We start from the raw sequence: 26,646 nt of genomic DNA on the forward strand, positions 1-26,646 counted from the left end.
AAATCTCCACCGTGAAAGGCGAACGCCTGACCGGCATGTGGACGGATGAAATCTTGCATCCGGGCAGCGTCGAGTCCGTCGACCTGGTGTTCCGCGGCGACGGCACCGGATGGCTCTACTGGGCGAGCTGGAGCACCGAGTTCGCGGTGTCCCGCTTCACTTGGGCGACGCCCAATCCTGGCGAACTGGTCCTGAAGTTCCATCGCGTCCTCGGTGGCACTTGGTCGAACGACGACGGCGTCCTACGCCACGACGTCGAGTCCGACGAGCAGGAGGACTCTGTGGTCGAAACCGGCTACGCGATCGCGCCCGGCGAGGCGCCGTACGACACACCGGTGACCCTGCTCTCGCTGGCTCGCCCGCTGACCGAGCACCTGGCGGGCTCACGGTTCGCGTGGGTCGAGAAGCCGGAATCGCTCAACGATCCGTCCGCCGGTGCTCCGCGGCCAGACCCGTCCAGCCCCCACTGACCGCCAGCACCTCGAGCACCCGTTCGGCATGCTCGGCGAAACCGGCCAGATCCGCGTGCAGCAACGAGATCCGCTCGGCGTCGAGCGGAACCTCGTCGTCGGCCCACAACTCGATCACCGGGCTGGCGGTGAACACGAGGAATTGGATGATGCGGATGAACTCCTCGGACGGCTCGGCCACCGCCTTGCGGTAGCCCGTCTCGATCTCGTCGCAGGCCGCGACCAGCTCACGTAGCGGCCTCACCACGTCAGCCGCCGTCCCGTCCCACGCCGCCGACGGCCACGCGCGATCCCCGAGCTCGAGCCACAACCGCCAACCGGCGATCAGCTCGGCCTCGTCGTGCGGTGTCCACGACACCGGAGCGGACCAGAACATCCTTCGAGAGTGACAGGGTCCGCGCTTGATCGCCGCCCCTCCGTGAAGCTTCTCACCGAAGCCCGATCTCACACCCGCATTTCGTCCTCTAAATGCGGTAGTTGCACGCGCAAGCACCGCATTTCGTCCTCTAAATGCGAAGTCTTCGACGCCGGAAGTACGTGAAGGCCCCCTTCACACTGCGTCTAGCGCAGTGAAGGGGGCCTTCACGTACTTGGCCGAGTGCGTCAGCCCTTGAGCAGGGCGCGTGCCATGACCATGCGCTGGATCTGGTTGGTGCCTTCGTAGATCTGGGTGATCTTCGCGTCGCGCATCATGCGCTCCACCGGGAAGTCGCGCGTGTAGCCCGCGCCGCCGAAGAGTTGCACGGCGTCCGTCGTCACCGACATCGCGATGTCCGACGCGTACGCCTTCGCGGCCGCGGCCATGTAGCCGCCGCGCTTGTCGCCGCGCTCGGTCGCCGCGGCGGAGGCGTAGACGAGGTTCCGGGCGGCCTCGATCTTGATGCCCATGTCGGCCAGCATGAACTGGACGCCCTGGAACTCCGAGATCGACTTGCCGAACTGCTTGCGCTCCTTGACGTAGGCGATCGACGCGTCGAGCGCGCCCTGCGCGATGCCCAGCGCCTGCGCGCCGATGGTCGGGCGGGTGTGGTCGAGGGTGCGCAGCGCGGTCTTCAGGCCGGTGCCGGGCTCGCCGATGATGCGGTCGGCCGGGATGGTGCAGTTCTCGAAGTGGATCTCGCGGGTCGGCGAGCCCTTGATGCCGAGCTTCCGCTCCTTCGAGCCGACGGTGAAGCCGGGGTCGTCCTTGTGGACGACGAACGCGGAGATGCCGTTGGCCTTCTTCTCGGCGTTGGGGTCGGTCACCGCCATCACGGTGTACCAGGACGATTCACCCGCGTTGGTGATCCAGCACTTGGTGCCGTTCAGCACCCAGTGGTCACCGTCGAGCTTCGCGCGGGTGCGCATCGACGCGGTGTCCGAGCCGGCCTCGCGCTCCGAAAGCGCGTACGACGCCGAGGTCTCGCCGGAGGCGATCGACGGCAGCACCAGCTTCTTGAGGTCTTCCGACGCCGAAAGGATGATCGGCTGCGTACCCAACTTGTTGACCGCCGGGATCAGCGACGCGGACGCGTCGACGCGCGCGACCTCTTCGATCACGATGCAGGCGCCGATGGCGTCCGCACCCTGGCCGTCGTAGGCCTCGCCGATGTGGACGGCGTTGAAACCCGACTTGACCAGCGCGTTGTACGCCTCGATCGGGTACCGCTCGTTCTCGTCGACCTCGGCCGCGTACGGCTCGATCTCCTTCTCAGCCAGGGCACGGACCGCGGCCCGCAGCTCTTCGTGCTCCTCGGCAAGCTGGTACAGACCCGGGCCGTCAGACACCTTCGTCACCTCTTCATAACGCGAATGGAAGTTCGACCGATGTTAGCGCTCGTTCACATTGTGCGACATCGCGAGCGCTTGTGTCTTTGGCCGCAAAGTCCGTACGTTCGGGTGATGCAGCTCACTCAGCTTCCCAGGTCGCTCGACTATCCCGAGGTCCCGGTCGGCTCGATTCTGGCCGGCGCCGCTGCTCGCTGGGGCTCCCGCACGGCCTTCGCCCACGGAGACCAGAGCCTCACCTTCGCCGAGACGTACAGCGCGGCCTGCCGGTTCGCGAACGCGCTGCGCGCGGAGGGCATCGGGCGCGGCGACGTCGTCGCGCTCCACCTGCCGAACTGCCTGGCGTACCCGGTCGCGTACTACGGGACGCTGCTCGCGGGTGCCACCTTCAGCCCGGCGAACCCCCTGCTCCCACCGGACGACCTCGCCTTCCAGCTCGCCGACGCCGGTGCGGTCGCCGCCGTCACCGTCGGTCCTGTCGCGCGGGTGCTCGCTTCGATCCGAGACCGGACGTCGGTGCGTCTGAGCATCGTCGTTCACCCGCCCGAAGCAGCGGGCGAGGGCGAAGTCGAGTTCACGAAGTTCTACGCCGATCACTCCGACGAGCGACCGGACGTGGAGATCGACGTCTATCGCGATCTCGCCCATCTGGCGTACACCGGCGGCACAACCGGTCGTTCCAAAGGCGTCTGCTTGCCGCACCGGAACGTGGTGGTCAACAGCCTGCAGAGTTCCTGCTGGCGGCTGGGGGCGGTCCCCGTGCTCGATGACGCCGGCGAAGTGACCGTCGACCAGCTCGGCGAACCGGACGAGTGGCCGTCTCGGATCGGCACCGGGATCGCGCTCAATCTGACGCCGTGGTTCCACGCGATGGGCACCATCGCCGCTCTCAACGTCCCGCTGCTCGACGGCGGCACCGTCGTTCTGCACGACCGTTTCGACCCGGCCGCGTACGTGGCCGACGCCGAGATGCTGCGGGTCACCACCATCGGCGGCGCGCCCGCGCTGTTCGCGGCGCTGCTCGCCTGCCCGGCCTTCCACACGGCCGACCTGTCTTCAGTGCTGAGCATCGGCTCCGGGGCGGCGCCGATGAACCACGAGATGATCCGCGCCCTGCAGAACCGGTTCCCCGGCGTGATCATCACCGAGGGCTACGGCCTCACCGAGGTCACCATGGGCGCGGTCATCGCGCCGTCCTACCGTTCCGCCATGCGGAAGGTCGGCTCGGTCGGGCTGCCGTTGCCGGATACCGAAATCAAGATCGTCCCTGCCGAAGGCGGCGAAGACCCCTTACCTGCCGGGGAACGCGGCGAGGTGTGCATACGCGGGCCACAGGTGATGACCGGCTATCGCAACCGCCCGGAGGAGACCGCGGCCGCGCTCGTCGACGGCTGGCTGCACACCGGCGACATCGGCATCCTCGACGAGGACGGCTACTTGTCCATAGTGGACCGTAAGAAGGACATGCTGCTGTACAAGGGATACAACGTCTTCCCGCGCGAGCTCGAAGAGTTGCTGATCACCCTGCCCGGCGTCTCGGCCGCCGCCGTCGTCGGCAAACCGGACACCGAGGTCGGCGAACTGCCGGTCGCCTTCGTGGTCCGCAACGACGAGAACGTCACGGCGGAGCAGCTCATGGAGGCGGTGGGCGAACGTGTCCTGCCGTACAAACGGCTGCGAGCGATCCACTTCGTCGACCAGATCCCGGTTTCGGCCGCCGGGAAGGTGCTCAAGCGGGAACTGCGGAAGCAGCTCGCCGACTGACGTCACGTGTTTCGTCCTCTGAATGCGGTGGTTCGTCGTCGAACTACCGCATTCAGAGGACGAAACGCGCTCAGCCTTCGACGCGTTTGCGCAGGGCGGCGTCCTTGTCGAGCACCAGCTGCTCGAGATCCGCTTGGAACCGGGCCATCTTCGCCTGCAGTCCCTCGTCGGAAGCGGCGAGGATCCGCACCGCGAGCAAGCCCGCGTTCCGTGCCCCGCCAACGGAAACCGTCGCCACCGGGACACCGGCGGGCATCTGCACGATCGAAAGCAGCGAGTCCATGCCGTCGAGGTACTTCAGCGGCACCGGCACGCCGATCACCGGCAGCACCGTCGCCGACGCGACCATGCCCGGCAGGTGCGCGGCACCGCCGGCACCAGCGATGATCACGCGTACGCCGCGCGAAGCGGCCGACGTCGCGTAGTCGAGCATCCGCTGCGGAGTGCGGTGCGCCGAGTAGACGCCGACCTCGTATTCGACGCCGAACTCGGCCAGCGCCTGCCCGGCCGCTTCCATCGTCGGCCAGTCCGAATCGCTGCCCATGATCAGGCCAACCTGCGGCGACATCTCCAACTCCTAGTGAATTTCGTAGCCGTCGAGCCAGACGGCGTGGGAAAGCCAGTGCGCGGAGAGCAGCGCGCGGTCGCGCAACTCCTCCATGCGTTCGCCCACGAAATTGACGTGGCCGAGTTTGCGGCCGGGGCGTTCTCCCTTGCCGTACAGGTGAACGCGGACGTCCGGGTATCGCGCGAAAAGGTGATGCAGCCGCTCGTCCGGTCCCATCTCGGGTGCTTCGGGCGCACCGAGGACGTTCGCCATCACGCAGGCGGGAGCGATCAGATCGGTCGCCCCGAGCGGATAGTCGAGCACGGCCCGAAGATGCTGCTCGAACTGCGAGGTCCGCGAACCGTCCTGCGTCCAGTGTCCCGAGTTGTGCGGGCGCATCGCGAGTTCGTTGACCAGCAGCCCTTCGTCGGTCTCGAACAACTCGACGGCGAGCAACCCGGTCACGTTCAGCGTCGCGGCGATCCGCAGCGCGAGGTCCTGCGCCTGCTGCGTGCGCTCGTAGCTCAGTCCCGGCGCGGGCGCGAGCACCTCGGTGTTGATCCCACCGGACTGCACGGTCTCCACCACCGGCCACGCCGCGCCCTGTCCGAACGGGGACCTGGCCACCAGCGCGGACAGTTCGCGCCGCATGACGACCTTTTCCTCGACCAGCAAAGGGGTTCCGGCGTCGAGCAGTTCGGGGACGGTCTCGCGCGCGTGCTGCGCGGTGTCGAGCATCCAGACGCCGCGGCCGTCGTAGCCGCCCTGCGCCGCCTTCAGCACGACAGGCCAGGAGTGCTTGTCACCGAAGGAGATCACATCGTCCACAGCGGACACTTCGGCGAATTCGGGACCGGGGATCTCGAGTCCGGCCATCATCTCGCGCATGACGAGTTTGTTCTGCGCCATCGACAGCGCGGCCGGATCGGGCCGGATGGTGACGCCTTCCATCGCGAGCGTCAGCAGGTGCTCGCCGGGAACGTGCTCGTGGTCGAAGGTCAGCACATCGACCCCGGCGGCGAACGAGCGCAGCGCTTCGAGATCCGTGTGATGCCCTTGCACGACCTCGCCCGCGACGAGGCCCGCGGAGTCGTTCTCCCCTGCCGCCAGCACGCGCAGGGACTGGCCGAGGGAGATCGCCGCCTGATGGGTCATCCTGGCCAGCTGCCCGCCGCCCACCATGCCGACGATCGGAAGACCGGTTCGCTTGTCCACTACTGCCGCACACTCCCGCTCTCAAAGCCGATGCCGCGGATGAGATTACTTGGCCGCCACCGCCGCGACCTGGGCGGACCCGCGCCGCAGCTCCCGAACCGCCAGTCCTGTGATGGCCGTCGCAGCCGCGAGCACGTAGACGTTGCCGAGCAGCGACCAGCCCAGCCCCCAGCCGAACTCGGTGTCCCCGCCGTTGGGGACGAACATGATCACGCCGCTCACGAACAGCACCGCGACGCCCGCGGCCGGAACCCACGATCGGCGGACGACGAGCAGGACCAGCAGCGGCACCGTCCACACCCAGTGGTGTGACCAGGACACCGGCGAGAGCAACAGCCCGTAGAACGCCGTCACCAGCAGCGCGCCGACCGGATCACCGCCGCGGTGCAGGCGCACGACCAGCCAGACGGCGGGGACGGCCAGGATCGCGGCGATCGCGATGGCCACCGTCAGCGACCACGGCGCGAGTTCCGAAGCGCGGTTCACCAGCCCGTTGAGTGACTGGTTGAAGATCCAGTGCACGGAGCCGACCCGGCTGGGATCGGTGGCCGCTTCGGTCCAGAACCGGAAGGCGTCGCCGGGGATCACCGCGAACATCACCGCTTCGAGCGCGGCGAACGTGCCGAGCGCCCGCAGCGCGTCCTTCCAGCGGCCGGTGAACAGCAGATGCGGCACGAAGATCAACGGCGTCAGTTTGATCGCGGCCGAGATCCCGATCAGCACCCCGGCCCACCGCGAACCACGCGCCGAAAGCACCAGGACGTCGAGGACGATCAACGCCATCAGGACGATATTGATCTGCCCGAGGAAGATCGTCTTCCAGACCGGCTCCAGGGCCAGCGCGCCCGCCGTGGCCAGCGGCAGGACCCACCACCGGGTGATGGGGGCGCCACAAGCCCGGGCGACAACGGAGATCACGACGCTGAGGCAGACCAGGGAAAGCGCGCCGACGACGCCCCAGGTCAACCCCGCCGGGACGATCGCGAGCGGCAGGAACAGCGGCGCCGCGGCCGGGGTGTAGGTGAACGGCAGCAGCACCCACGGCGGCAGCGTCGTCAGCGCTTCGCGGGTGTAGAGCGGTTCGCCCTTCAGCAGGGTGAGCGCGCCGGCGCGGTAGACGGCGCTGTCCGCGCCGAGGTGCCATTCGCCGAGCCAGGCGACGATGCCCACCACGAGCATCGCCAGGGCGAGCGCACCCGCCAGCGCGAATCCGACTACCCGGGGCTCAGCCGCCGGTCGCGACTTCAGCATGCTTTTCGGTATCTGCGGAGCGTCGTTTCCGGCGCAGGTACCACCATCGTCCGGCGAGTGCGAGTGCCAGCACCAGCGGCATGAAGATGTACGCGCTGCCGAGGATGTTCTGCCACACCTTCCAGTGCAGCTCGACGTTACGGCCGTTCGGCAGGATCAGCAGCACGCAGCTGATGAAGACGAAGAACACCGCGAAGGTGCCGAGCCAGCGTTTCCACGCGGTGGCTGGCGTGGTCTCCGGCAGGCGCGAGACCAGCAGGACGACCAGCGGCACGACCCAGACCCAGTGATGGGTCCAGGAGATCGGCGAGACCAGCAGGATCCAGAACGCCGTCACCAGCATCGCCGCGAGCGCCTGGCCCTTGCGGTGGAAGCGCAGCACCAGCCAGATCGCCGGGATCGCGAGCAGCGCGCCGATCCCCATCGCCGCCTTCGACGCCCAGGGCGCGAGCTCGGTGAAGCGGTTCATCAGCGCGTTCAGCGACTGGTTCCCCGCCCAGTGCACCGGACCGATGCGGCCGGTGTCGGGCAGGGTGTAGGTCCAGTAGCGGGCCGCGTCGTGCGGGATGATCAGGAACATCAAGCCCTGCATCACGACGAACGTGACGAGCCCGCGGACGGCGTCCATCCGGCGGCCGGTGATGAACAGATGCCCGAGGAAGACGATCGGGGTGAGTTTCACCGCGGCCGCGACACCGACGAGCACCCCGCCCCAGCGGCTGCCGCGGGCGCCGATGACCAGGATGTCGAGCATCACCAGCGCCATCAGGATCAGGTTGATCTGACCGAGGAAGATCGTGCGCCAGACCGGTTCGAGGCCGAGGAACACCAAAAAGAACGCGATCGTGGAGCGGGCGGGCGAGGCCCACCAGCGGGGACCGTCGGCAGGCGGCTTCGGCAGCGCGCCGATGGCGATCCGGACGCACAGGGCCATCGCCAGTAGCGAGACGGCGGTCAGCAGCCCCCAGGCGACCTGTGTCGGGACCAGCGCGAGCGGGATGAACAGCAGCGCGGCCGTCGGCGGATAGGTGAACGGCAGCAGCGCCCACCACGGCTCCACCGGAAGGGTGTTGGCGTCGTACAGCGGATCGCCGTTGAGCAACGTCTCGGCGCCGGCGCGGTACACCGCGCTGTCCACGCCCAGCACCCATTCGTGCTGCCAGCCCCAGATACCGAAACCGATCGCGACCAGCGGGATCACCGAGAGGATCAGGATCGACCTCGGCCGGACCGACAAGCGGGCGAGCGACTTGCGCAACGAAAGGCGATGCTGCGGTCGGCTCGCCGAAACGTCGCCGTTCGGATCGGCGGGAACAGTCCGGGTCACGGAAACAGGAAATCATGAACCGGGTCGTCGCTGGTCGACCGGGTCGCCCGTGACCTGGAGAACGTCTTGCGCTAACCCCTCAGGAACGGGCGAGTGAGGTGAGCAGATCGCAGGCCGCGTCGTAGGACGGCGGGAGCCGGACCGCCGAAATCCGCGGACGGCCGGTATCGCGGAGCTGGGCGTCCACCGAAAGCCGCTCGTTGAGCGCCCTTCGGAGCGCGACGCCGGACGAAGCGAGCCTCACGTCCTTCGACACCAGCGCGCCCGCGACCGACGGCCCGATCGAGGCGACGCTCTCCCCGCCGTCGAACACCTGCTTCAGCGCGTCCGCCACCAGGATCATCGCGGTCAGTCGTGGCCAGCCCGCGACGGCGCTGAAGTCCATCGAGACCACCAGCAGCGTGTGCGCCTCCGAGACCGGCCGCTCGTCGCGGCGGGCCTGGCGGTACAGCTCACTCAACCGCGTCCTCAGGTACGCGGCGGTGGGCAAGCCGGTGAGCGGTTCGGTCACTTCCGTGTTCACGAGCTGATCGGTCGCCACGTCCGCCCACGCCAACGCCGTCACCCGGAGTAACCGGGATGGGGTGGAGTCGACATCCGGTGCGACGAAACCGTCCACCGCGTCCGGGTCGGCGAGCACCGCGTGCAACGCCGCGAGATCCGCGAGTGTCTCGGCCAGTCCCGCACCCGCCGCGGCGCGTGCCCTGCCCAGTCCCGCGAGGGCGGTCTCCGCCACCTCGGCGGTGACGGCCCGTCCGTTCTTGATCACCGCCGCGCAGACGGCGTCGACCTCGGGGAGGCCCCAGTCACTGGGAAAACGCCAGCCCGAGGCCAGGCTCGCTGTTCGCCAGCGGGCCCGCAGGGCGCGGAGAGAGCGATCTCGTTCGAACCGGTTCCAGGCGGCTTGCCCGTCGGGTCCCCCGGACGGCGCACCGGTCGCCGGTACGTCCACTGGCCACCGCCCCTTCCGTCCTGATCTTGTCGATCTTGCGATCGCTTCACGGTGGGGACGCCGGTCCACGACGGGTGTGACGGCGTTTTCCAAGGATCTTTCCGAACTCTTCGGTAACCCGGCGCGGGTGAAGCTGTTGCGCCCTCCGGGTCATCGGCGGGGCCGCGAGGTGACGTACGTCGCCCGGTCCGTCACACTGGGCCTGTTCGGGCGTCAAGACGAGTAGAACCCGCCCAACCAGCAGCTGAAGGAGTCCCGTGTCCATCGTTCCCGCCGATCTCTCCGGTAAGAGTGACGCCGAGCTGATCGCCGAGGTGCGTGACGGGAAGATCGCGTCGTACGGAACGCTTTACGAACGTCACGCCGGCGCGGCGCACAACCTCGCCCGCCAGCTCGCCCGGTCGAGTTCGGAAGCCGACGACCTCGTTTCGGAAGCCTTCGCGAAGGTCTTGGACACGCTGCGTGGCGGCAAAGGTCCCGAAACGGCGTTCCGCGCGTACCTGCTGACAGCGCTCCGGCACACCGCCTATGACAAGACGCGCAAGGAAAAGCGCGTCGACCTGAACGAGGACATGTCCGACGTCGGCGGCGCCGTCGGCGAAGCGCTGACTGTCCCCTTCTCCGACACCGCCGTCGCCGGGCTCGAGCGCACGCTCGCCGCGAAGGCGTTCGCCCGGCTGCCCGAACGGTGGCAGGCGGTGCTGTGGCACACCGAGATCGAGGGACAGAGCCCCGCCGAGGTCGCGCCGCTGCTGGGGCTGACCGCGAACGGCGTCTCCGCACTGGCCTACCGGGCCCGCGAAGGCCTCCGGCAGGCGTATCTGCAGGTCCACCTGGCCGAGAACGCCGGTGAACGCTGCCGCGCGAGTGCGGACAAGCTCGGCGCGTGGACCCGCGACGGCTTGTCCAAACGCGAGCGGGCGCAGGTGGAGAACCACCTGGACGAATGCGAGAAATGCCGCGCGCTGGCCGCGGAACTGGCCGACATCAACGGCGGTCTGCGCGGGATCATCGCGCCGATCGTGCTCGGTGGCGCGGCGCTCGGCTACCTGGCCACCGCCGGGGCGGGCAAGGCGGGCGCGGTCACCGCGGCCGCGACGGCCGCCGCCGCGGGTTCGAGTTCGGGCGGAGCGGCGGGCGCCGCCGCGGCCGGACCGCGTCAGTTCGCCGGAGTGGCCGGATCGAGCGCGGCCATCGTCGCCGCCGTCGCGGTGGCACTCGCCGCCGGTGGCGGAACCCAGGAGATCCCCGCGGCGGCATCGGTCCCGCCGCCCGCCGCGGCACCCGCCGCTCCGCCGCCACAGCAACCTCCTCCCGCACAGCAACCTCCTCCGGCACAGCAACCGCCGCCCGCGCAGCAGCCACCGCCGGCTCAGCCACCCCCGGCCCAGCAACCTCCTGCTCAGCCTCCGCCCGCGCAGCAACCGCCGCCGGCCGAGCAGCCTCCGCCCGCGGAACAACCTCCGCCCTCGTCGCCGGCGATCCCGTCGCCTCCGGCAATGACGGCGTCGACCCCGCCCGGTGGCGTTCAGCTCCAGCCGGGTGAAGAAGCGAACCTGCCGATCACCGTGCGCAACGACGGTGGATCGAAGTCCGAGCCCGTGGCGGTCTCGCTGAACCTGCCGAAGGGCGTGACGGCCGTGCCCGCCGGCGGCGGGGGCGCGCCGGGCGTCACCGGCTTCCGGCAGCAGGCGCCCGCTCCGATCACGGTGAACTGCCCCGGCGGCACCGGCACGGTGACCTGCAAGACCGGTACCGGGCTCGAACCGGGGCAGTCCGCGGTGCTGACGTTCCGGCTCCTCGCCGACGAAACGGCCGTCGACGGCAGCATGGTGACCGGTTCGGTGACGGCGGGCGCGCAGATCAAGGTGTCGGTCGCGGTGAAGGTCAAGGTGCCGGCGCCGCCGGACGACCTCTACCTGCGGGCCGAGAGCGACGGGCTGTCGGCGTTCCCCTGGAACCGGAACCCGCTGGTGCTGGTCCGCGTGAAGAACACGGGCAAGTCGACGAAGCCGGTGACGATCACCCTCGACCACCCTGTGCTCACCTCATGGAGCGTGTACGGCATCCCGTGCCGCCCGACCGGCGAAGGCGCGTCGTGCACTTCGCGCGGCTCGCTGGCTCCGGGGCGCCAGGTCAGCCTGTGGGTCCGCTTGAAGGGCCGTCCGGCGGACAACCTCCCGGTGACGGTGAACGCCACCCTCGGGGTCGCGAAGGCGAAGCCGGTGGAGGTCTACTTCGGCTGCTGGCACCACTGGTGTGACGACTCGGCGCTGCTTCCGCCGACCACGCCACCTTCGCTGCCGTCGGTCACTTCGAAGCCTCCGGCGACATCGGAGACAACGAAGCCAGGGCGACCTGGATGGCCTGCTCCGTCGAAGAAGCCTTCGCCGTCCGCGACACCTTCGGAGCCTGCGAAACAGGAGCCGGCCCCGCCGCCCACGACCACGAGCGCGCCGCCGCGGCCGGGTAAGTCGAAGCCGACCGTGGAGCCCGACGGGGTCATCGGGGGTCTCTTTTAGTAGCGTGCCCTCATGCTGGCGAAACATCGGGAACTGCTGCGTTTCGCCATGGTCGGGGGTGCGAGTTTCGTCATCACGATGACGATCACCTACGGGCTGAAGTTCACCGTGCTGACCGACAAACCGGTGACCGCGCTGATCATCGGTGTCCTGGTGGCGACCGTTTTCTCCTACGTGGCGAATCGCGAATGGTCCTTTCGCACCCGGGGCGGCCGTGAGCGGGCACACGAGGCCGCGCTCTTCTTCCTGCTCAGCGCGATCGCGCTCGGGCTCAACGCGCTTCCGCAGCTGGTTTCGCGGTACGTGCTCGGCCTGGAGCAGCCGCACGTCGGGCTGCTGACGCAGGAGATCGCGGACTTCGTCAGCGGCGTGCTCGTCGGGACGCTGCTGGGCACGGTGTTCCGCTGGTGGTCGTTCAAGAAGTGGGTGTTCCCGGACACGGACGCGCGGCCGCGGCTGCTGCGGGGCGGCGGGCGGCGCACTCCGGACGAGCCGGCCGACAAGGCCGCCTGACCTGCGGAGTGAGAGCAAAGGTCCCTTGCTCCCCCGCTGCCCGAAGAATCGCCCAAAGCGTCATATAACGCTCCGGCTATGCCCCTACCAGCCCGTTCGATGGCCCGCGCGAATTAGACTGGCCGGGTGACCGTGGTCGAATCCGTCCTTTCCCGGACGCCGGAGCCGTTCCGATCCGTGCTGATCAAGCACCGTGAACTGCTGAAGTTCGGGATCGTCGGCGGCACGACGTTCCTCGTCGACAACGGCGTCTGGTACCTGCTGAAGCTCAGCGTGCTGGAGTCGAAGCCGACCACCGCGAAGGCGATCGCGATCATCGTCGCGACGATCGTGTCGTACATCCTCAACCGCGAATGGTCCTTCCGGACCCGCGGCGGCCGCGAGCGGCATCACGAGGCGGCGCTCTTCTTCGTGATCAGCGGGATCGCCGTGGTGGTCAACCTGATCCCGCTGTACACCTCGCGCTACATCTTCGATCTCGAAGTACCGCACGTGACGCGGTTCGTCCAGGAGTTCGCGGACTTCACGAGCGGGTCGATCATCGGCATGCTCCTGGCGATGTTCTTCCGCTTCTGGGGTTTCAAGAAGTGGGTCTTCCCGGATGAGCTGGGGAAACGCCGTCGTGACAGCGACGAGCCGGACGAAGACGTCATCCCGCTCCCTTAAGTACTTGCCAAAAGACATGTGATTGCCTAGGGTCATCCATGTCAACGTTCCTTCACTGATGACGCCGGCCGGGTTCGTACGGTCGAGCGGGACGAATTCGAGGTGATCGCCAAGCGCGAAGAGGACCGCATCCGGTTCGGATGACGGTTGAGCCTTTTCCCGTCTTGGCGGGGATGCCGGGGCTGCTTTCGCAAGCAGCGCTCCGCGTCCTTCGCGTTCCCTCGTTTCTTCCAGTGAATGGACCTCTTTCTTGAGCACCGCTCTCGGCGCGCCTCCGCGCGTCCAAAACACCCTTGCCCTCGTCGGGCTCTTCGCCGCCGTGTTCCTGGCGATGCTCGACACCCAGGTCATCGCGACCGCCCTACCGCGCATGGTCGGCGAACTCGGCGGCGCCGCGTCGTTCGCCTGGGTCACCACCGCCTACCTGCTGGCCGGCAGCGTCAGCGCGCCCGTCTACGGAAAACTCGGTGACCTCTTCGGCCGCAAACGCGTCGTTCTCGCCGCGATCGCGTTGTTCGTCCTCGGCTCCCTCGCCTGCGCGCTCGCGCCGACGATGCCGCTGCTGATCGCCGCCCGCGTCCTGCAGGGCATCGGCTCCGGCGGCCTGTTCGTCACGGTCGCCGCGATCATCGGCGAACTGTTCCCCGGTCGCGACGGCGCCCGCTATTTCGCCTGGTTTTCGATCTGTTTCGCCGGCTCCTCGCTGGCGGGCCCGGTCGTCGGCGGGGTGCTGACCGACCTCGCGGGCTGGCGGTCGATTTTCCTGGTCAACGTGCCGATCGGGCTGGTCGCCCTCGTCGCCGTCGCGCGCTTCCTCCGGCTCGAACGACGACGGACGACCGCACCGTTCGACTTCGCCGGCATCGTCACCCTGTCCGGCGCGATCGTCGGACTGACCCTGGCGACGCCGCTGTCCGCGTCGATCGGCGCCGTGCTGCTCGTCGCTTTCCTGCTCATCGAGCGCCGGGCGGCCGAACCGATCATCCCGCTCCGGCTGTTCCGCGCCAGGATGTTCAGCCTGAGCGTGCTCGCCAGTGCCGCGGCCGGGTTCGTCTTCCTGGGTTCGGTCAACTACCTGGCGCTCTTCCTGCAGACCGCGGGCGGCGCCGGTCCCGCGGAAGCCGGGCTCCTGCTGCTGCCGATGACGCTCGCGGTCGCCGCGTCGTCGATGGTCGCCGGCCGGATCATCGCCAAGACCGGCGCCTACCGCTGGGCACCGATCCTCAGCATGACGCTCGGCCTCGCCGCCGCCCTCGCGATGTCCACAATGGACGAATCGACGCCGTTGCCGCTCGTCGTCGCCTATCTCGTCGTGTTCGGCTCGGCCGCGGGGCTCAACATGCAGGTGCTCTCCATGGCCGCCCAGCAGAACGTCCCCCGCACCGACCTCGGCGCCGTTTCGGCGACCGTCGGCTTCCTGCGTTCCCTCGGCACCACGGCCGGGCTGACCGTTTTCGGCGCGGTGTTCACGAGTGCGTTCGGCACCGACAGTCCCGCCGGCTATGCCTCCGCGCTCAACGGCGTGTTCTGGGTGATGGTCCCCGCCCTCGTGATCGGCCTCGCCGCCGCCCTTTTCCTGCCGCGCGTCCCGCTGCGGCGCCACCACTAAGGAGTTTTCGATGATTCTCGTTCTCGGTTCCACCGGCAAAATCGGCCGCGAACTCGTTCCCATGCTGCTGGACAGGGGCGCTCGCGTACGCGCGCTGACCCGTGATCCCGCCCGAGCCCGCCTCGATCCGCGCGCCGAAGTCGCCGCAGGCGATCTCGACGCCTTCGATCCCGCGCTGCTCGACGGCGTCGATCGCGTCTTCATCCTCACTTCCGGGCACGGCTCGGACGGTCTCGCCCAGGAACGCGCGGTGGTCAAGGCGGCCACCGGCGTCGACCGGCTCGTCAAGCTCTCCACCACCGGTGTCCATTTCGGACAGCCGGATCCGCTCTCCTCGATGCACGCCGCGGCCGAGGAGGCCGTCCGCGAGGCCGGGCCGGACTGGACGATCCTGCGTCCCGGCACGTTCATGGACAACCGGTTCGCCTGGCTGCACGCCGTGCGCGGCGACGGTGTCATCCGGGTCCCGGAAGGCGATCCGGCGTCCGCGCTGGTGCACGTCCGCGACATCGCCGAAATCGCCGCGACCGTGCTGACCACCGACGGGCACGCGGGCAAGACGTATCCGATCACCGGGGGCGAGGCCCTCACGACGCGACAGCAGGTCGAGATCCTGGGCGACGTCCTCGGACGTCAGCTGACCTACGTCGAAGAGCCCGAAGCCGACGCCCGCGCCCGGATGCTCGGGTACGGCTGGCCCGCTTCGAGCGTCGACGGGCTCTTCGAGCTCAAACGGCAGTCCGCCGGGAACGAGGAGATCGTGTTCGGCACCGTCCGCGAACTCCTCGGCCGGGCACCGCTCACGTTCGCCGACTGGGCTCGCGAGCACGCCGCCGCCTTCGCCTGACCTGCGGAAAGAGAGCAAGGGACCTTTGCTCCCGTTAGTTAGTGCACTAACGAACGCTAGCAAAGGTCCCTTGCTCCCCCGCCTGGGCCGAAAGGGTTAATGACTTGGGCGGAACCCCGCGATACGCGACACTCATCGGGCGTTTAATTCTCGCCGGTCCGCTGTCCGGACCACGCGTTGTCCGCGACCGGCCCTCTCGTTAGCGTGCCGCGTCGGGGAGACAGGGGGAGAACCGGATGAACGAACGCCTTCGCGTGCTCGTGGTCGACGACCATCCATTGTTCCGATTCGGGGTGTGCACACTGCTCGCCAACGAACCACAGATCGACGTGGTCGGTGAGGCCGCGAGCGGGGCACACGCGATCAGCGCGGCGAGTGCCCTCGTGCCGGACGTCGTGGTCATGGACCTGCACCTGCCCGACCTCAGCGGCGCCGAAGCGACCCGGCACATCGTCGCCGAACAGCCCGACGTCGGCGTGCTCATGCTGACGATGGCGGACGAAAGCGAATCCGTTTTCTCCGCGATGCGAGCCGGAGCCCGCGGATATCTGCTGAAAGACGCCGAACCCGACGAAATCATTCGCGCCGTTCACGCGGTGGCAAGGCGCGAAGCGATCTTCGGGCCAGATATCGCGACGCGGGTTCTCGGCTTCTTCAACCACTCCCAGCCGAGCGCGGACACGGTGTTCCCGGAACTGACCGTCCGCGAACGAGAGGTCCTCTCGCTCATCGCCGGCGGGCGCAGCAACACCGCCATCGCCAGCACCCTGTGTCTCAGCCCGAAAACCGTGCGGAACCACATTTCCAACGTGTTCAGCAAACTCCACGTCACGGACCGCGCCGAAGCGATCGTGCGCGCCCGCGAAGCCGGGCTGGGTCGCTGAATAGCGAGTCGGCCATTTAAGTCCGTGAAGGCCTCCTTCCCTACCTTGAGAGCAGGGTCCCGGCAAAGTCGCAGAGTTGCTGGTCAGTGCGGCTCTTGGTGGTTCGGATGTGGCATCGCTGATGCCTGTGGGGTGCGAGTGTGGAGGATTTGGGACGGTGAAGGTCCCAAATCCTCCACACTCGAGGTGTACCGGGTTCAGGGGCATGTCCCTGAAGTTCTGTTGATCAAGCTTCGCAACCGGGTGCGGCCCCGTGTCCACGAAGGAATTGGGGCACTCAACGTCCTGATTCCTTCATAGACGTCGGCCTGCGCCATGACGAAGAGGTCCCCGACCTGCAGCATCCCGACTTCGAAGGCCCCCTTCCTGTACGCAGGCGCAAGGAAGGGGGCCTTCATGTACTTACCGAGCTACACCGCTCGGCCGGTGTTGAAGTCGGTGGCGTCGACGACGGACGCGGGAGCGTCGTGCACCGGCTTGGCACCCTTGGGGGCCTTCTTCCGTCGTGCCAGCTTGTTCTCCAGCCACGACGCGAACCAGCTCAGGATCAGGTTCAGCACGATGAAGATGATCGCGATGACGATCAGCGTCGGGATCGTGTTGCCGTAGAGACCGGTGAGCGGTCCGGAACTGCGGATCAGCTCGTCGAAGCCGATCGTCAGCTGACCGGCCAGCGCGGTGTCCTTGAGGATGACCACCAGCTGGCTGACCAGCGCGGGCAGCATCAGGGTGACCGCCTGCGGCAGCAGCACGGTCATCATGATCTGGGTCTTGCGCATGCCCAGCGCGGACGCGGCCTCGCCTTGGCCCTTGGGCAGCGACAGGATGCCCGCGCGGAACACCTCGGCCATGACGGAACCGTTGTAGAGCACCAGACCGGTCACCGCGGCGAACAACGGCCGGATCTCCGAGTCGATGCCGGTGTAGAACGCGTAGAAGGCTGCCGCGAAGACCATCAGCAGCAGAACCGGGATGGCACGGAAGAACTCGACGATGGCGCCGACCGGGACCCGGATCCACTTGTGCTCGGACAGCCGCCCGATGCCGAGCAGCGCCCCGATCGGCAGCGCGATCACGATCGACAGCCCAGCCGCCTTCAGCGTGTTGAGCAGACCGGGGAGCAGGAACTGCGTCCACGTCGCACCATCGACGAAGGGCTTCCAGAGAGCTCCAGCCCACTGCCCCTTTTCGTCGAAGCCCACGTAGATGGCGTAAACGACCAAAGCCAGAACGAGGACGAAGAGCACGCTGTAGAGCCCGTTGCGCACCTTGGCCTTCGGGCCCGGGATGTCGTAGAGAACGGTCTGCGCGCTCATCGCTTGACCTCGACCTTCTTGGCGACCCAGCCCAGCAACAGGCCGAGGGGGAGGACCAGGATGACGAACCCGACGGCGAAGACGAGGAAGACCAGCAGCAGTGAGTCGGACTCGTTCTCGATCATGTCCGACATCAGCAGCGAGGCCTCGGCGACACCGATGATCGCCGCGACGGTGGTGTTCTTCAGCAGGGCGATCATGACGTTCGCCAGCGGCGCGATCACCGACCGGAAGGCTTGCGGCAGCACGATCAGCGTCAGCACCTGGGTGAAGCCGAGTCCCAGTGCGCGGGCGGCTTCGGCCTGACCGACGGGGACGGTGTTGATACCCGACCGCAGCGATTCACAGACGAACGTGGCGGTGTAGGCGACGAAGCCGAGGATCGCGAGCCGGAAGGCGTTGTCCTCCAACGACGTCGTCGACTCCGACGAGGCCAGGTTGAGTCCCAAGGTGGAGGACAGTCCCAGCGACGTGAAGACGATGATCACCGTCAGCGGGGTGTTCCGGAAGATGTTGACGTAGGCGGTGCCGAACGCCCGCATGATCGGAACCGGGCTCACCCGCATCCCCACCAGGATCGTCCCCCAGATCAGGGAGCCGATCGCGGAGAAGAAGGTGAGCTTGATCGTCATCCAGAAGGCGCCGAGCAAGTCGTAATTGGGATTGTCGAGGAAATCGAACAAGGTGCTCAACCCAGCCTCGGTATGGGAACGGTGCGCCGCGGTACACGGCGCACCGTTCGATTCCTTTGGTTCAGCGGCTCAGCGAGCCAGGTGTCAGGAGATGGCCGGGGGCTCGGGGATCTTGTAGCCCGACGGACCGACGTTCTTCTCCAGAGCGGCCTTCCACGCGCCGTCCTGCTGCATCTTCTTGATGGCGTTGTTGATCGCGGTGACGCTCTCGGCGTCGTCCTTCTTCAAGCCGATGCCGTACTTCTCGTCGGTGAAGCCCTTGCCGACCAGCTTCAGCTTGCCGGGCTGCTGCGCGGCGTAGCCGGCGAGGATGACGTCGTCGGTGGTCATCGCGTCGACGGTCTTGTTGAGCAGCGAGGTAACGCAGTCGGTGTACTTGCCGCGCTCTTCGAGCTGAACTTCCTTGGCGTACTTTTCCTTGACGTTCTGCGCCGGGGTCGAACCCTTGACCGAGCAGAGCTTCTTGTTGCCGGTCAGCGACTCCGGGCCGGTGATGTCGGTGCTGTCGGAACGCACCAGCAGGTCCTGGTGGGCGATGAAGTACGGGCCCGCGAAGGAGACCTCGTTCTTGCGCTTGTCGGTGATCGAGTAGGTGGCGACGATGAAGTCGACCTCACCCTTCTTGATCAGGTCCTCGCGCTGCGCGGACTGCGCTTCCTTCCAGGTGATCCCCGACTCTTCGACACCGAGCTCCTTGGCGATGTACTTCGCCACGTCGACGTCGAACCCGGCGTAGGTGCCGTCGGCCTGCTTCTGGCCGAGGCCGGGCTGGTCGAACTTGATGCCGATGGTCAGCTTCTTGTCGTTCTTGGCCTTCGCCACCACGTTCTTGGCGCCGCTGGAGCCGCTGCCGGCGTCCGACCCGCCGCCGCCACAGGCGGAGAGGGCGAGACCGGCCGCCACGACGGCCGCGCTCATTCGCAGAACTCGGTTCAACCGCATTCTTCTCAGTTTCCTTCCGAATCTTGTCCAGCCATACCGGCCGGCGGGGAAGTCCTTAGCGTCTGTTGGTGAACCCGCGTCCGCGATCGACGTCGGCAGGACGCTGCCTGATCTTCCACGTCACGTGGTCGATCAGGGCGTCCTGCCACCGCGATAGCGGGGCCTTCGGCCGGGGCGGGTTCACGCATGTGGTCCCTTTTCGAGGTGAGTCTTCAGCTCCGCCAACAGGCGCTTAGTGGGTAAGGATCTTGCCGAGGAAGTCCTTCGCCCGGTCGGTCTTGGGCTTGGTGAAGAACTCGTCCGGGGTGGAGTCCTCGACGATCTCGCCGTCGGACATGAAGACCACCCGGTTCGCCGCGCGCCGCGCGAAGCCCATCTCGTGGGTGACGACGAGCATCGTCATCCCGTCCTTCGCGAGCGTGGTCATGACGTCGAGGACCTCCTGGACCATTTCCGGGTCCAGCGCCGAGGTCGGCTCGTCGAACAGCATCACCTTGGGGCGCATCGCCAGCGCGCGGGCGATCGCCACCCGCTGCTGCTGTCCGCCGGAGAGCTGCGCCGGGTACTTGTCGGCCTGGTTGGCGATGCCGACGCGCTCGAGCAGGTCCATCGCGGTCTTGCGGGCTTCGGCCGAGTTGACCTTGCGGACCTTCATCGGCGCGAGCATGACGTTCTCGACGATCGTCTTGTGCGCGAACAGGTTGAACGACTGGAACACCATGCCGACGTCGGCGCGCAGCGCGGCCAGCGCCTTTCCTTCGGCGGGCAGCGGAACGCCGTCCACCGCGATCTCGCCGGAGTTGATGGGCTCCAGCCGGTTGATCGCCCGGCACAGCGTCGACTTGCCAGACCCGGACGGCCCGAGCACGACCACGACCTGCCCACGCGGCACCTCGAGGTTGATGTCCTTGAGCACGTGCAGGTCGCCGAAGTACTTGTTCACGGCGGCCGCCTTGATCATCGGCGCCGCCACCTCCGCGGTCATCTGGCCTCCAGGAGCGTTCGTTTGCAGGGGACTGCGGGGTCAGGCACCACGCGATGGCGGAAACCTACTCCCGTCGGACCGCTTGTAAAGGCGGCTTGACCAATACTTAGGGTTTCAAGTCCGTATCGTTCCAAGCCGCCGGACGGCCCCGATCCACGCCCGCCCGGCGCTGATCAGCCTAGACAAGGCCGGGATATCCCGTAACCGGGGTCACAGGGAATCTGTGACGCATCGTGACCATTACCGCCTGCGGTGGGGTCGTCACTGGGCCGGACGGCCGATCGGTACGGGGAGCGCCCGGGGTGACTCACCCCATAGAGTCGTTCTTCAGTCGTCGCGGTGCGGGGATGGCGGGGAAGGGAAAACACGGGTGCGGGTACTGCTGGTGGAGGACGACGACCGGGTCGCGGGCGCGCTGACGCCCGCGCTGACCCGTCGCGGTCTGACGATCAAACGCCTCGCCTCCGGGGCCGGGGTGCTCGACCTGGTGCACGAGGTCGACGTCGTACTGCTCGACCTCGGCCTTCCCGACATCGACGGGATCGTGCTGTGCCGCCGGATCCGGGCGGTCAGCGATGTGGCGGTGATCGTCGTTTCGGCGCGGGGAGAGGTCGACGACCGGATCCAGGGCTTGCGATCCGGCGCCGACGACTACCTGGTCAAGCCCTACGACGTCGACGAACTCGTCGCCCGCGTCGAAGCCGTGCGCCGCCGCCGGGGCGAACGCCCGGCTGGACCCGAACCGGCGGGGGTCATTCGGGCGGGTGATGTCTCGGTCGATATCGGACGGCACGAGGTCCACGTGGACGGGCAGCCGGTTTCGTTGTCGCGCAAGGAGTTCCAGGTACTCGCGCTGGTGGTCACCGCCCGCGGCGCGGTCTGCGCCCGCGACCACGTGCTGAACGAGGTCTGGGGCCACCGCGGTCCCGCGGAGAGCCGCTCGCTCGACGTCCACGTCGCCACTTTGCGGACCAAACTGGGCAGGCCCGCGCTGATCGAGACCGTCCGCGGCGTGGGGTACCGCCTCGGCGGCGCCTACGGCCCGGAAGAGGGCTGAGCCGGTGCGCGTCCGGCTGCAGGCGATCGTGCTGACCCTGGTCGCGGCGCTCGTGTTCGGCCTCGGCATCCCGCTCGCGCTCAGCGTGGCGGCCAGTGTGCAGCTCGACCTCTTCCTCGACCGGCTGACCGACACTTCCCGGTTCGCCTCGCTGGCCCAGCGCCCGCTGGTGGAGAACCGGCCGGACCTGATCGAGGACGAACTCCGCCGCTACACCGAGGTCTACGGGGTCCCGGTGGTGATCGCCGATCAGGACGGCGAGGGTGTGGCCAGCGCGCTCGGCGAACCCGGACAGGCAGCCCGGATCAACCTCAAGGACCCCGTCATCGCCTCGCATCTGCAGCAGGCGCTGGCGGGACGGCGCTCGGAACCCGGCCCGCTGCTGATGCCCTGGCGGACCGAGCCGCTGGTGCTCGCCGAGCCGATCCTGATCGACGGCGAGGTGCGGGGCGCGGTGATCACCCTGTCTTCGACCGAGAAGGCCCGTACCGAACTGTTGTGGTGGTGGGCGCTCATCGCGGCGGGCGCCGTGCTGGCGTTCGGGCTCGCGCTGCTGGTCGCGGTGCCGGTGGTGCGCTGGATCCTGCGCCCGGTCCGCCGCCTCGACGACGCCACCGGTGCCCTCGTCGCCGCCGTGGTCAGCGGCCGCGAGGTCGAGCGGGTGGGCGAGTCGGGCGGTCCGCCGGAACTGCGGCAGCTCGAACGGTCCTTCGACCGGATGGCCGCGAGTGTCGACGAGGCGCTTTCGGCGCAGCGCGCGTTCGTCGCCGACGCCTCCCACCAGCTGCGGAACCCGTTGACCGCGTTGAAGATCCGGCTCGGCAACCTCGACGGGCACGTCGACGACGACCTGGCGGCGGCGGACCTCGAAGCCGCCGTCGTCGACGCGCGAAGGCTCAACCAGATCCTCGACGAACTCCTCTCGCTGGCCCGTGCCGAGGCTTCCGGGGGCGAACTGGTGCCGGTCGAAATCGACGAAGTGGTGGGTGCCAGGGTCGCCGACTGGACCGTGGTCGGCGCGACGCGCGACGTCTCACTGGTCTCGTCCGGGCTGGGCGGCGGGCTGCGGGTGCTCACCCCGGCCCGCGGCCTGGAGGTGGTGCTCGACGCGCTGCTCGACAACGCGCTCAAGTTCACCGAGCCGGGGACCGAGGTCACCGTCACTGTCACCGTCGAGGACGGGAAGGTGGACATCGCCGTCCGTGACCACGGGCCCGGCCTGCTCGACGACGAACTCGACCGCGCGGCGGACCGGTTCTGGCGCAGCGCCGCGCATCAGAACGTGCCGGGGTCCGGCCTCGGCCTGGCGATCGTCACGGAGATCATGGTCCGCTCGGGCGGTTCGCTGCGGCTCGGCTCGCCTGAGGGCGGCGGACTCGAAGTGACCGTGACCCTGCCCGTCGTCAGTCCTTGAGGGAACGGAAGTACCGCAACGCGCCGGGATGCAGCGGCAGGGGAGCGGTCTCGATGGCCGGGTGGACGTCGATCGACAGCGCGGCCCCGGCCGCCTTGACCAGTTGGCCCCGCGCCTCGAACAGCCCGCGGACCAGTGCTTCGGCGACGTCGTCGGACATAGAGGTGGGGACGACCAGGAAGTTCGGCAGGACGACGGTGGTCACCGGCTCCGCGAGGTTGTAGGCCGTCACCGGGATGGTCGCCGTGCGGTATACCGGGCTGCTGGCCCGCAGGTTGTCCGCGAGGTCGGTGATGTCGAGCAACCGCAGGCCGACCGTCTGCACCCGCTCCGTGATCGAGGGCGTCGGCAGCCCACCGGACCAGATGACGGCGTCGATCTGACGGTTCTCCAGCGCGGGCAGCGCCTCGTTGAGCCCGAGGTTGCGCTGATCGACCGCGCCGGTCAGACCGGACGCTGCCAGCAACTGCTTCGACAGGTACTCGACACCGGAGTCCGGCGAGCCGATCGCGACCTTGCGCCCGCGCAGCTGGGCGAACGACCTGATCGGCGAGTCGGCCCGGACGATGACGTGCAGATAGTCGTCGTGCACGCGGGCGAGCGCGGCCAGCCCGGCCGTGTTCTCGGTGGCGACGTCCGCGGCGACGAACGCGACGTCGGCCCGCCCCGAGCGCACCCGGGTGATGTTGTCCGGCGAGCCCTCGGTTTCCTGGATCTCGGGCCGCTCGGTGTCCAGCTGGGCGGCCCACGCGTCGGCCAGCGCCTCGGCGAGCTTGTCGTACACACCGCCGTCGAGCCCCGCCGCGATCCGCACCCGCGTCCCGGACAGATCCGGCCCGCACCCGGCGACCAGGGCGCAGGCCACGGCGATCACCACCGCCAGCACCCCTGGTCTCCTCATGAGGGTCGATCGTGCCATGGAACCCCGCCCGCGTACCCTCGAAGGCGAGATGAGCGCGCGCACATACCAGATCCGCACCTTCGGCTGCCAGATGAACGTGCATGACTCCGAACGTCTTGCCGGGCAGCTCGAGGACGCCGGCTACGTACCGGGTGACGGCGAGACCACACCCGACCTGATCGTGTTCAACACCTGCGCCGTGCGGGAGAACGCGGACAACAAGCTGTACGGCACCCTGGGGCATATCCGGCCGCAGAAGACCGCGAAGCCGGGCATGCAGATCGCCGTCGGCGGCTGCCTCGCGCAGAAGGACCGCGGCGAGATCGTCAAACGCGCGCCCTGGGTCGACGTCGTGTTCGGCACGCACAACATCGGCGCGCTGCCGACGCTGCTGGAACGCGCGCGGCACAACGCCGAGGCCGAGGTCGAGATCCTCGAAGCACTCGAAACCTTCCCCTCGACGCTGCCTGCCCGCCGTGAGTCCGCGTACGCGGGCTGGGTGTCGATTTCGGTGGGCTGCAACAACACCTGCACCTTCTGCATCGTGCCCGCGTTGCGTGGCAAGGAGCGAGACCGCCGCCCCGGCGAGATCCTGGCCGAGGTCGAGGCGCTCGTCGCCGAAGGCGTGCTCGAAGTGACCCTGCTCGGCCAGAACGTGAACTCCTACGGCGTCGAATTCGGCGACCGGCTCGCGTTCGGGAAGCTGCTGCGCGCCTGCGGCTCGGTGGAAGGCCTGGAGCGCGTCCGGTTCACCTCACCGCATCCGGCGGCGTTCACCGAGGACGTCATCGACGCGATGGCCGAGACACCGAACGTATGCCACCAGCTGCACATGCCGCTGCAGTCCGGCTCGGACCGGGTGCTGCGCGAGATGAAGCGGTCCTACCGCTCGGCGCGCTACCTCAAGATCCTCGACCGCGTGCGCGAATCGATGCCCGACGCCGCGATCACCACCGACATCATCGTCGGCTTCCCCGGCGAGACCGAGGAAGACTTCCAGGCCACGCTCGACGTCGTCGCGCAGGCCCGGTTCTCCAGCGCGTTCACCTTCCAGTACTCGATCCGGCCCGGAACGCCGGCCGCCGAGATGGACGGGCAGCTGCCGAAGGAGGTCGTGCAGGAGCGCTACGAACGGCTCGTGAAGCTGCAGAACGACATCTCCTGGGAAGAGAACAAGAAGGTCGTCGGCCGTCGCGTCGAGCTGCTGGTCGCCTCCGGCGAGGGCCGCAAGGACACCGAGACGCACCGGATGAGCGGCCGCGCCCGTGACGGCAGGCTCGTCCACTTCGCGCCGACGGGCCCGCTGGTGGACCGCGCCGTGCGACCGGGCGACGTCGTCGAGACCGTCGTGACCTACGGCGCCCCGCACCACCTCGTCGCGGACGGCGATCTGCTGTCGCACCGCCGGACGAAGGCGGGCGACAACTCCGAGGCCGGGCTCCGGCCGAAGACCAACGGCGTGACGCTGGGCCTGCCGGGCTTCGGCGCCCCGGCCGTCGCGCCGGAACCGGTGAGCGGATGTGCGCTGTGACCGAACCGAAGATCGACGAACTCGCCGCCGAGATCGACGAGGTGGGTGAACGCGCGGCCAAGACGATCGAGCTGGGCAGGCGCGGATTCTCCATCGCCGTGCTGGTGTTCGTGCTGCTGGTGGCCCAGCTGCTGCCCTGGGTCGGCGACCACGCCGGCTGGGAAGTGCTGCTCGGCCGCGGCGGCGGGATCCCGCAGCTGTTCGCCGCGACCTCCACCGGGATCGGGGTGTTCGCCTCCGCCGTCGCGCTGGTGACGCGCCGCTGGTGGCTGGCCTGGGTCTGCGCCGCGGGCGGCTGGTTCGCCTCGGTCGACGGTCTGCTCGCGATCTGGTCGCAACAGTCCTCATACGCGACCGGCGCGGCCGGTGGCGGTCCGGGCGTCGGGCTGATCGTCGCCTGGATCGCCACCGTCGCGCTGGCCGTCTACTGGATGCGGGCGGCTTTCTCGCGCAGCTAGCCGACGCGCAAGGTGAGGTTGCTGGACGTGTAGGCACTCGCGTACAACGACGTTTCGGGGTGGTAAGCCCGCAGCGTGATCACCGCGCTGAAGGAGAAGCTGAGCCTCAGGGAGAACGTCGAGTTGGGCCGGCAGGTGGTGTCGGCGATGTTCACCCACACACTGCCCTGAAGCTGCTGCACGATGATCGCCTCGAGGCTGTCCGTCCCGTCGGACCGGGTTCCGCCGTCGACCTGCAGGTTCCCCTTGAGGGTGACCTTTTCGTTGACCTTGGCCTGATTCTTGCTGAGCGAGGCGTCGAGTTTGACCTTCTTCTTGCTGCTTTCGGGAGAGGCCGGGACCGGTGCCGGAGAACCGATCGCGGATGCGGCCGGAGCGAGCCCGGCCACCAGAGCACAACTGATCGCCAGGGCGGCGAGCGCCCGGCGTACTGGGGGAATCAGTGTCTGGTTCATGATCGAAGTTGAGCACGGTTGAGCGCGGAGAGCGCCCGAATACGCACTAATGAGCGACACGTCCCTCCACAGTGGAGCTACCGCCGGGCAGTGAAAGACCTCGCGGGGTCCAGAGCCGCGACGGTGGCGCGTGAATACCTCCTTGCCTCGGCTCAGCCTCATCCGGCTCTTGATTGTCCATAAGGGACACTTTTCGAGACATATTGAGAGGTAACCCAAACGTGGCGTGCCCCGGCGTGGGTCCGGACCGGCCGACGGGAGCGGGGACGGCGACTGGTCTGTCCACAAAGGACTCTATTTGCAAGGGTAAGTGTCCAACTTGGGCGGTATGCGTGGTTTCGCGAGCGGGTCGTGAGTGCGAAGTAGGGTTCTATTGAGGGGTAAGGCAAAGGTGGCGTGGTGGGTGGTAGGTCCGTGAAGGCCTCCTTGAGGGACTCTGGGTCCCTCAAGGGGGCTTTCACGGACTTCAAGACGGGACGTTGATGTCACAGCCGTCCCACTGTCACCAGGGATCACGCCTGACGGTAGTGAAGGGCTCCTTCACTACTGTCAGCGTAGGCA

The 26,646-nt window shown here is 68.1% G+C and carries 25 protein-coding genes; 12 read left to right on the plus strand and 13 right to left on the minus strand.

Features of this window, described 5'->3' with window-relative positions; genetic code table 11:
- Positions 1-11 precede the first annotated feature (11 nt).
- The gene (locus ACZ7KI_RS13895) at positions 12-470 is read left to right on the plus strand and encodes a hypothetical protein (protein WP_470273503.1); all 459 of its coding nucleotides are present in this window, start codon (positions 12-14) and stop codon (positions 468-470) included.
- On the opposite strand, the gene ACZ7KI_RS13900 is transcribed toward ACZ7KI_RS13895, so the two are convergent.
- Positions 418-846, minus strand: coding sequence for a hypothetical protein (locus ACZ7KI_RS13900; RefSeq protein WP_470273504.1), 429 nt, complete (start codon positions 844-846; stop codon positions 418-420). The two genes, ACZ7KI_RS13895 and ACZ7KI_RS13900, sit on opposite strands and share 53 nt — an antisense overlap.
- 227 nt (positions 847-1,073) lie before the next feature.
- Positions 1,074-2,246 carry an acyl-CoA dehydrogenase family protein gene (locus ACZ7KI_RS13905; RefSeq protein WP_007031887.1) on the minus strand — a complete coding sequence of 391 codons (1,173 nt, stop codon included), beginning with the start codon at positions 2,244-2,246 and terminating at the stop codon, positions 1,074-1,076.
- 105 nt (positions 2,247-2,351) lie between these two features.
- Here ACZ7KI_RS13905 and ACZ7KI_RS13910 point away from each other — a divergent pair, with 105 nt between their 5' ends.
- The gene (locus ACZ7KI_RS13910; RefSeq protein ID WP_470273505.1) at positions 2,352-4,001 is read left to right on the plus strand and encodes a class I adenylate-forming enzyme family protein; all 1,650 of its coding nucleotides are present in this window, start codon (positions 2,352-2,354) and stop codon (positions 3,999-4,001) included.
- 70 nt (positions 4,002-4,071) lie between these two features.
- On the opposite strand, the gene purE is transcribed toward ACZ7KI_RS13910, so the two are convergent.
- The 5 genes from purE to ACZ7KI_RS13935 form a co-directional block, all read right to left on the minus strand.
- Positions 4,072-4,569, minus strand: a complete 498-nt coding sequence (purE, locus tag ACZ7KI_RS13915) for a 5-(carboxyamino)imidazole ribonucleotide mutase (protein ID WP_410656335.1) — start codon at positions 4,567-4,569, stop codon at positions 4,072-4,074.
- A gap of 9 nt (positions 4,570-4,578) precedes the next feature.
- Positions 4,579-5,763, minus strand: coding sequence for a 5-(carboxyamino)imidazole ribonucleotide synthase (locus ACZ7KI_RS13920; protein ID WP_470273506.1), 1,185 nt, complete (start codon positions 5,761-5,763; stop codon positions 4,579-4,581).
- A 45-nt stretch (positions 5,764-5,808) separates the two neighbouring features.
- Positions 5,809-7,014: a glycosyltransferase 87 family protein gene (locus ACZ7KI_RS13925; protein WP_470273507.1), complete on the minus strand. Its 1,206-nt coding sequence runs from the start codon at positions 7,012-7,014 to the stop codon at positions 5,809-5,811.
- Positions 6,989-8,341, minus strand: a complete 1,353-nt coding sequence (locus tag ACZ7KI_RS13930; RefSeq protein WP_470273508.1) for a glycosyltransferase 87 family protein — start codon at positions 8,339-8,341, stop codon at positions 6,989-6,991. Before ACZ7KI_RS13930 ends, ACZ7KI_RS13925 begins: the two co-directional genes overlap by 26 nt.
- A 79-nt stretch (positions 8,342-8,420) precedes the next feature.
- Entirely contained in the window at positions 8,421-9,293 is an 873-nt protein-coding gene (locus tag ACZ7KI_RS13935) for a GGDEF domain-containing protein (RefSeq protein WP_470273509.1), read from the minus strand.
- 257 nt (positions 9,294-9,550) lie between these two features.
- Here ACZ7KI_RS13935 and ACZ7KI_RS13940 point away from each other — a divergent pair, with 257 nt between their 5' ends.
- The 6 genes from ACZ7KI_RS13940 to ACZ7KI_RS13965 all read left to right on the plus strand — a co-directional run bounded on the left by ACZ7KI_RS13940 (position 9,551) and on the right by ACZ7KI_RS13965 (position 16,334).
- Positions 9,551-11,815 (plus strand): sigma-70 family RNA polymerase sigma factor, encoded by a 2,265-nt coding sequence (locus tag ACZ7KI_RS13940; protein ID WP_470273510.1) that lies wholly within the window; start codon positions 9,551-9,553, stop codon positions 11,813-11,815.
- A 12-nt stretch (positions 11,816-11,827) separates the two neighbouring features.
- Entirely contained in the window at positions 11,828-12,328 is a 501-nt protein-coding gene (locus tag ACZ7KI_RS13945) for a GtrA family protein (protein WP_470273511.1), read from the plus strand.
- 126 nt (positions 12,329-12,454) lie between these two features.
- Positions 12,455-12,994: a GtrA family protein gene (locus ACZ7KI_RS13950; protein WP_465507019.1), complete on the plus strand. Its 540-nt coding sequence runs from the start codon at positions 12,455-12,457 to the stop codon at positions 12,992-12,994.
- A 250-nt stretch (positions 12,995-13,244) separates the two neighbouring features.
- Positions 13,245-14,603 carry an MFS transporter gene (locus tag ACZ7KI_RS13955; protein WP_470273512.1) on the plus strand — a complete coding sequence of 453 codons (1,359 nt, stop codon included), beginning with the start codon at positions 13,245-13,247 and terminating at the stop codon, positions 14,601-14,603.
- Between the two features lie 10 nt (positions 14,604-14,613).
- Entirely contained in the window at positions 14,614-15,450 is an 837-nt protein-coding gene (locus tag ACZ7KI_RS13960) for an NAD(P)H-binding protein (protein ID WP_470273513.1), read from the plus strand.
- Positions 15,451-15,686: 236 nt separating this feature from the next.
- The gene (locus ACZ7KI_RS13965) at positions 15,687-16,334 is read left to right on the plus strand and encodes a response regulator (protein WP_470273514.1); all 648 of its coding nucleotides are present in this window, start codon (positions 15,687-15,689) and stop codon (positions 16,332-16,334) included.
- Between the two features lie 410 nt (positions 16,335-16,744).
- Here the strand turns inward: ACZ7KI_RS13965 and ACZ7KI_RS13970 are convergent, their stop codons facing one another.
- The 4 genes from ACZ7KI_RS13970 to ACZ7KI_RS13985 form a co-directional block, all read right to left on the minus strand.
- Positions 16,745-17,650, minus strand: a complete 906-nt coding sequence (locus tag ACZ7KI_RS13970; RefSeq protein WP_470273515.1) for an amino acid ABC transporter permease — start codon at positions 17,648-17,650, stop codon at positions 16,745-16,747.
- Complete coding sequence (locus tag ACZ7KI_RS13975; protein ID WP_470273516.1) at positions 17,647-18,342, minus strand: amino acid ABC transporter permease; 696 nt, start codon at positions 18,340-18,342, stop codon at positions 17,647-17,649. Before ACZ7KI_RS13975 ends, ACZ7KI_RS13970 begins: the two co-directional genes overlap by 4 nt.
- Positions 18,343-18,426: 84 nt before the next feature.
- On the minus strand, positions 18,427-19,284 hold the full coding sequence (locus tag ACZ7KI_RS13980; protein WP_470273517.1) for a glutamate ABC transporter substrate-binding protein: 858 nt from the start codon (positions 19,282-19,284) through the stop codon (positions 18,427-18,429).
- Between the two features lie 232 nt (positions 19,285-19,516).
- Positions 19,517-20,245 (minus strand): amino acid ABC transporter ATP-binding protein, encoded by a 729-nt coding sequence (locus tag ACZ7KI_RS13985; RefSeq protein ID WP_465463644.1) that lies wholly within the window; start codon positions 20,243-20,245, stop codon positions 19,517-19,519.
- 394 nt (positions 20,246-20,639) lie between these two features.
- Here ACZ7KI_RS13985 and ACZ7KI_RS13990 point away from each other — a divergent pair, with 394 nt between their 5' ends.
- Together ACZ7KI_RS13990 and ACZ7KI_RS13995 are read left to right on the plus strand one after the other, a co-directional pair.
- On the plus strand, positions 20,640-21,326 hold the full coding sequence (locus ACZ7KI_RS13990) for a response regulator transcription factor (RefSeq protein WP_470273518.1): 687 nt from the start codon (positions 20,640-20,642) through the stop codon (positions 21,324-21,326).
- A 4-nt stretch (positions 21,327-21,330) separates the two neighbouring features.
- Positions 21,331-22,740 (plus strand): sensor histidine kinase, encoded by a 1,410-nt coding sequence (locus ACZ7KI_RS13995; RefSeq protein WP_470273519.1) that lies wholly within the window; start codon positions 21,331-21,333, stop codon positions 22,738-22,740.
- On the opposite strand, the gene ACZ7KI_RS14000 is transcribed toward ACZ7KI_RS13995, so the two are convergent.
- Positions 22,730-23,641: a TAXI family TRAP transporter solute-binding subunit gene (locus ACZ7KI_RS14000; RefSeq protein WP_470273520.1), complete on the minus strand. Its 912-nt coding sequence runs from the start codon at positions 23,639-23,641 to the stop codon at positions 22,730-22,732. The two genes, ACZ7KI_RS13995 and ACZ7KI_RS14000, sit on opposite strands and share 11 nt — an antisense overlap.
- Before the next feature lie 16 nt (positions 23,642-23,657).
- Here ACZ7KI_RS14000 and miaB point away from each other — a divergent pair, with 16 nt between their 5' ends.
- Together miaB and ACZ7KI_RS14010 are read left to right on the plus strand one after the other, a co-directional pair.
- Positions 23,658-25,172: a tRNA (N6-isopentenyl adenosine(37)-C2)-methylthiotransferase MiaB gene (gene miaB / locus ACZ7KI_RS14005; protein WP_470273663.1), complete on the plus strand. Its 1,515-nt coding sequence runs from the start codon at positions 23,658-23,660 to the stop codon at positions 25,170-25,172.
- Positions 25,160-25,630, plus strand: a complete 471-nt coding sequence (locus ACZ7KI_RS14010) for an Rv2732c family membrane protein (protein ID WP_470273521.1) — start codon at positions 25,160-25,162, stop codon at positions 25,628-25,630. The genes miaB and ACZ7KI_RS14010 overlap by 13 nt, the downstream gene beginning before the upstream one ends.
- On the opposite strand, the gene ACZ7KI_RS14015 is transcribed toward ACZ7KI_RS14010, so the two are convergent.
- Positions 25,627-26,085 carry a hypothetical protein gene (locus ACZ7KI_RS14015; RefSeq protein ID WP_470273522.1) on the minus strand — a complete coding sequence of 153 codons (459 nt, stop codon included), beginning with the start codon at positions 26,083-26,085 and terminating at the stop codon, positions 25,627-25,629. The two genes, ACZ7KI_RS14010 and ACZ7KI_RS14015, sit on opposite strands and share 4 nt — an antisense overlap.
- Positions 26,086-26,646 lie beyond the last annotated feature (561 nt).

This window comes from Amycolatopsis sp. NPDC039088 (assembly GCF_055598845.1).

Excerpts from the sequence above, each read along its gene's own strand:
- ACZ7KI_RS13900 (WP_470273504.1), bottom strand. The coding sequence starts at position 846 with ATGTTCTGGTCCGCTCCGGTGTCGTGGACACCGCACGACGAGGCCGAG.
- ACZ7KI_RS13910 (WP_470273505.1), top strand. The coding sequence starts at position 2,352 with ATGCAGCTCACTCAGCTTCCCAGGTCGCTCGACTATCCCGAGGTCCCG.
- purE (WP_410656335.1), bottom strand. The coding sequence starts at position 4,569 with ATGTCGCCGCAGGTTGGCCTGATCATGGGCAGCGATTCGGACTGGCCG.
- ACZ7KI_RS13925 (WP_470273507.1), bottom strand. The coding sequence starts at position 7,014 with ATGCTGAAGTCGCGACCGGCGGCTGAGCCCCGGGTAGTCGGATTCGCG.
- ACZ7KI_RS13945 (WP_470273511.1), top strand. The coding sequence starts at position 11,828 with ATGCTGGCGAAACATCGGGAACTGCTGCGTTTCGCCATGGTCGGGGGT.
- ACZ7KI_RS13960 (WP_470273513.1), top strand. The coding sequence starts at position 14,614 with ATGATTCTCGTTCTCGGTTCCACCGGCAAAATCGGCCGCGAACTCGTT.
- ACZ7KI_RS13965 (WP_470273514.1), top strand. The coding sequence starts at position 15,687 with ATGAACGAACGCCTTCGCGTGCTCGTGGTCGACGACCATCCATTGTTC.
- ACZ7KI_RS13970 (WP_470273515.1), bottom strand. The coding sequence starts at position 17,650 with ATGAGCGCGCAGACCGTTCTCTACGACATCCCGGGCCCGAAGGCCAAG.
- ACZ7KI_RS13980 (WP_470273517.1), bottom strand. The coding sequence starts at position 19,284 with ATGCGGTTGAACCGAGTTCTGCGAATGAGCGCGGCCGTCGTGGCGGCC.
- ACZ7KI_RS13985 (WP_465463644.1), bottom strand. The coding sequence starts at position 20,245 with ATGATCAAGGCGGCCGCCGTGAACAAGTACTTCGGCGACCTGCACGTG.
- ACZ7KI_RS14000 (WP_470273520.1), bottom strand. The coding sequence starts at position 23,641 with ATGAGGAGACCAGGGGTGCTGGCGGTGGTGATCGCCGTGGCCTGCGCC.
- miaB (WP_470273663.1), top strand. The coding sequence starts at position 23,658 with ATGGAACCCCGCCCGCGTACCCTCGAAGGCGAGATGAGCGCGCGCACA.
- ACZ7KI_RS14010 (WP_470273521.1), top strand. The coding sequence starts at position 25,160 with ATGTGCGCTGTGACCGAACCGAAGATCGACGAACTCGCCGCCGAGATC.
- ACZ7KI_RS14015 (WP_470273522.1), bottom strand. The coding sequence starts at position 26,085 with ATGAACCAGACACTGATTCCCCCAGTACGCCGGGCGCTCGCCGCCCTG.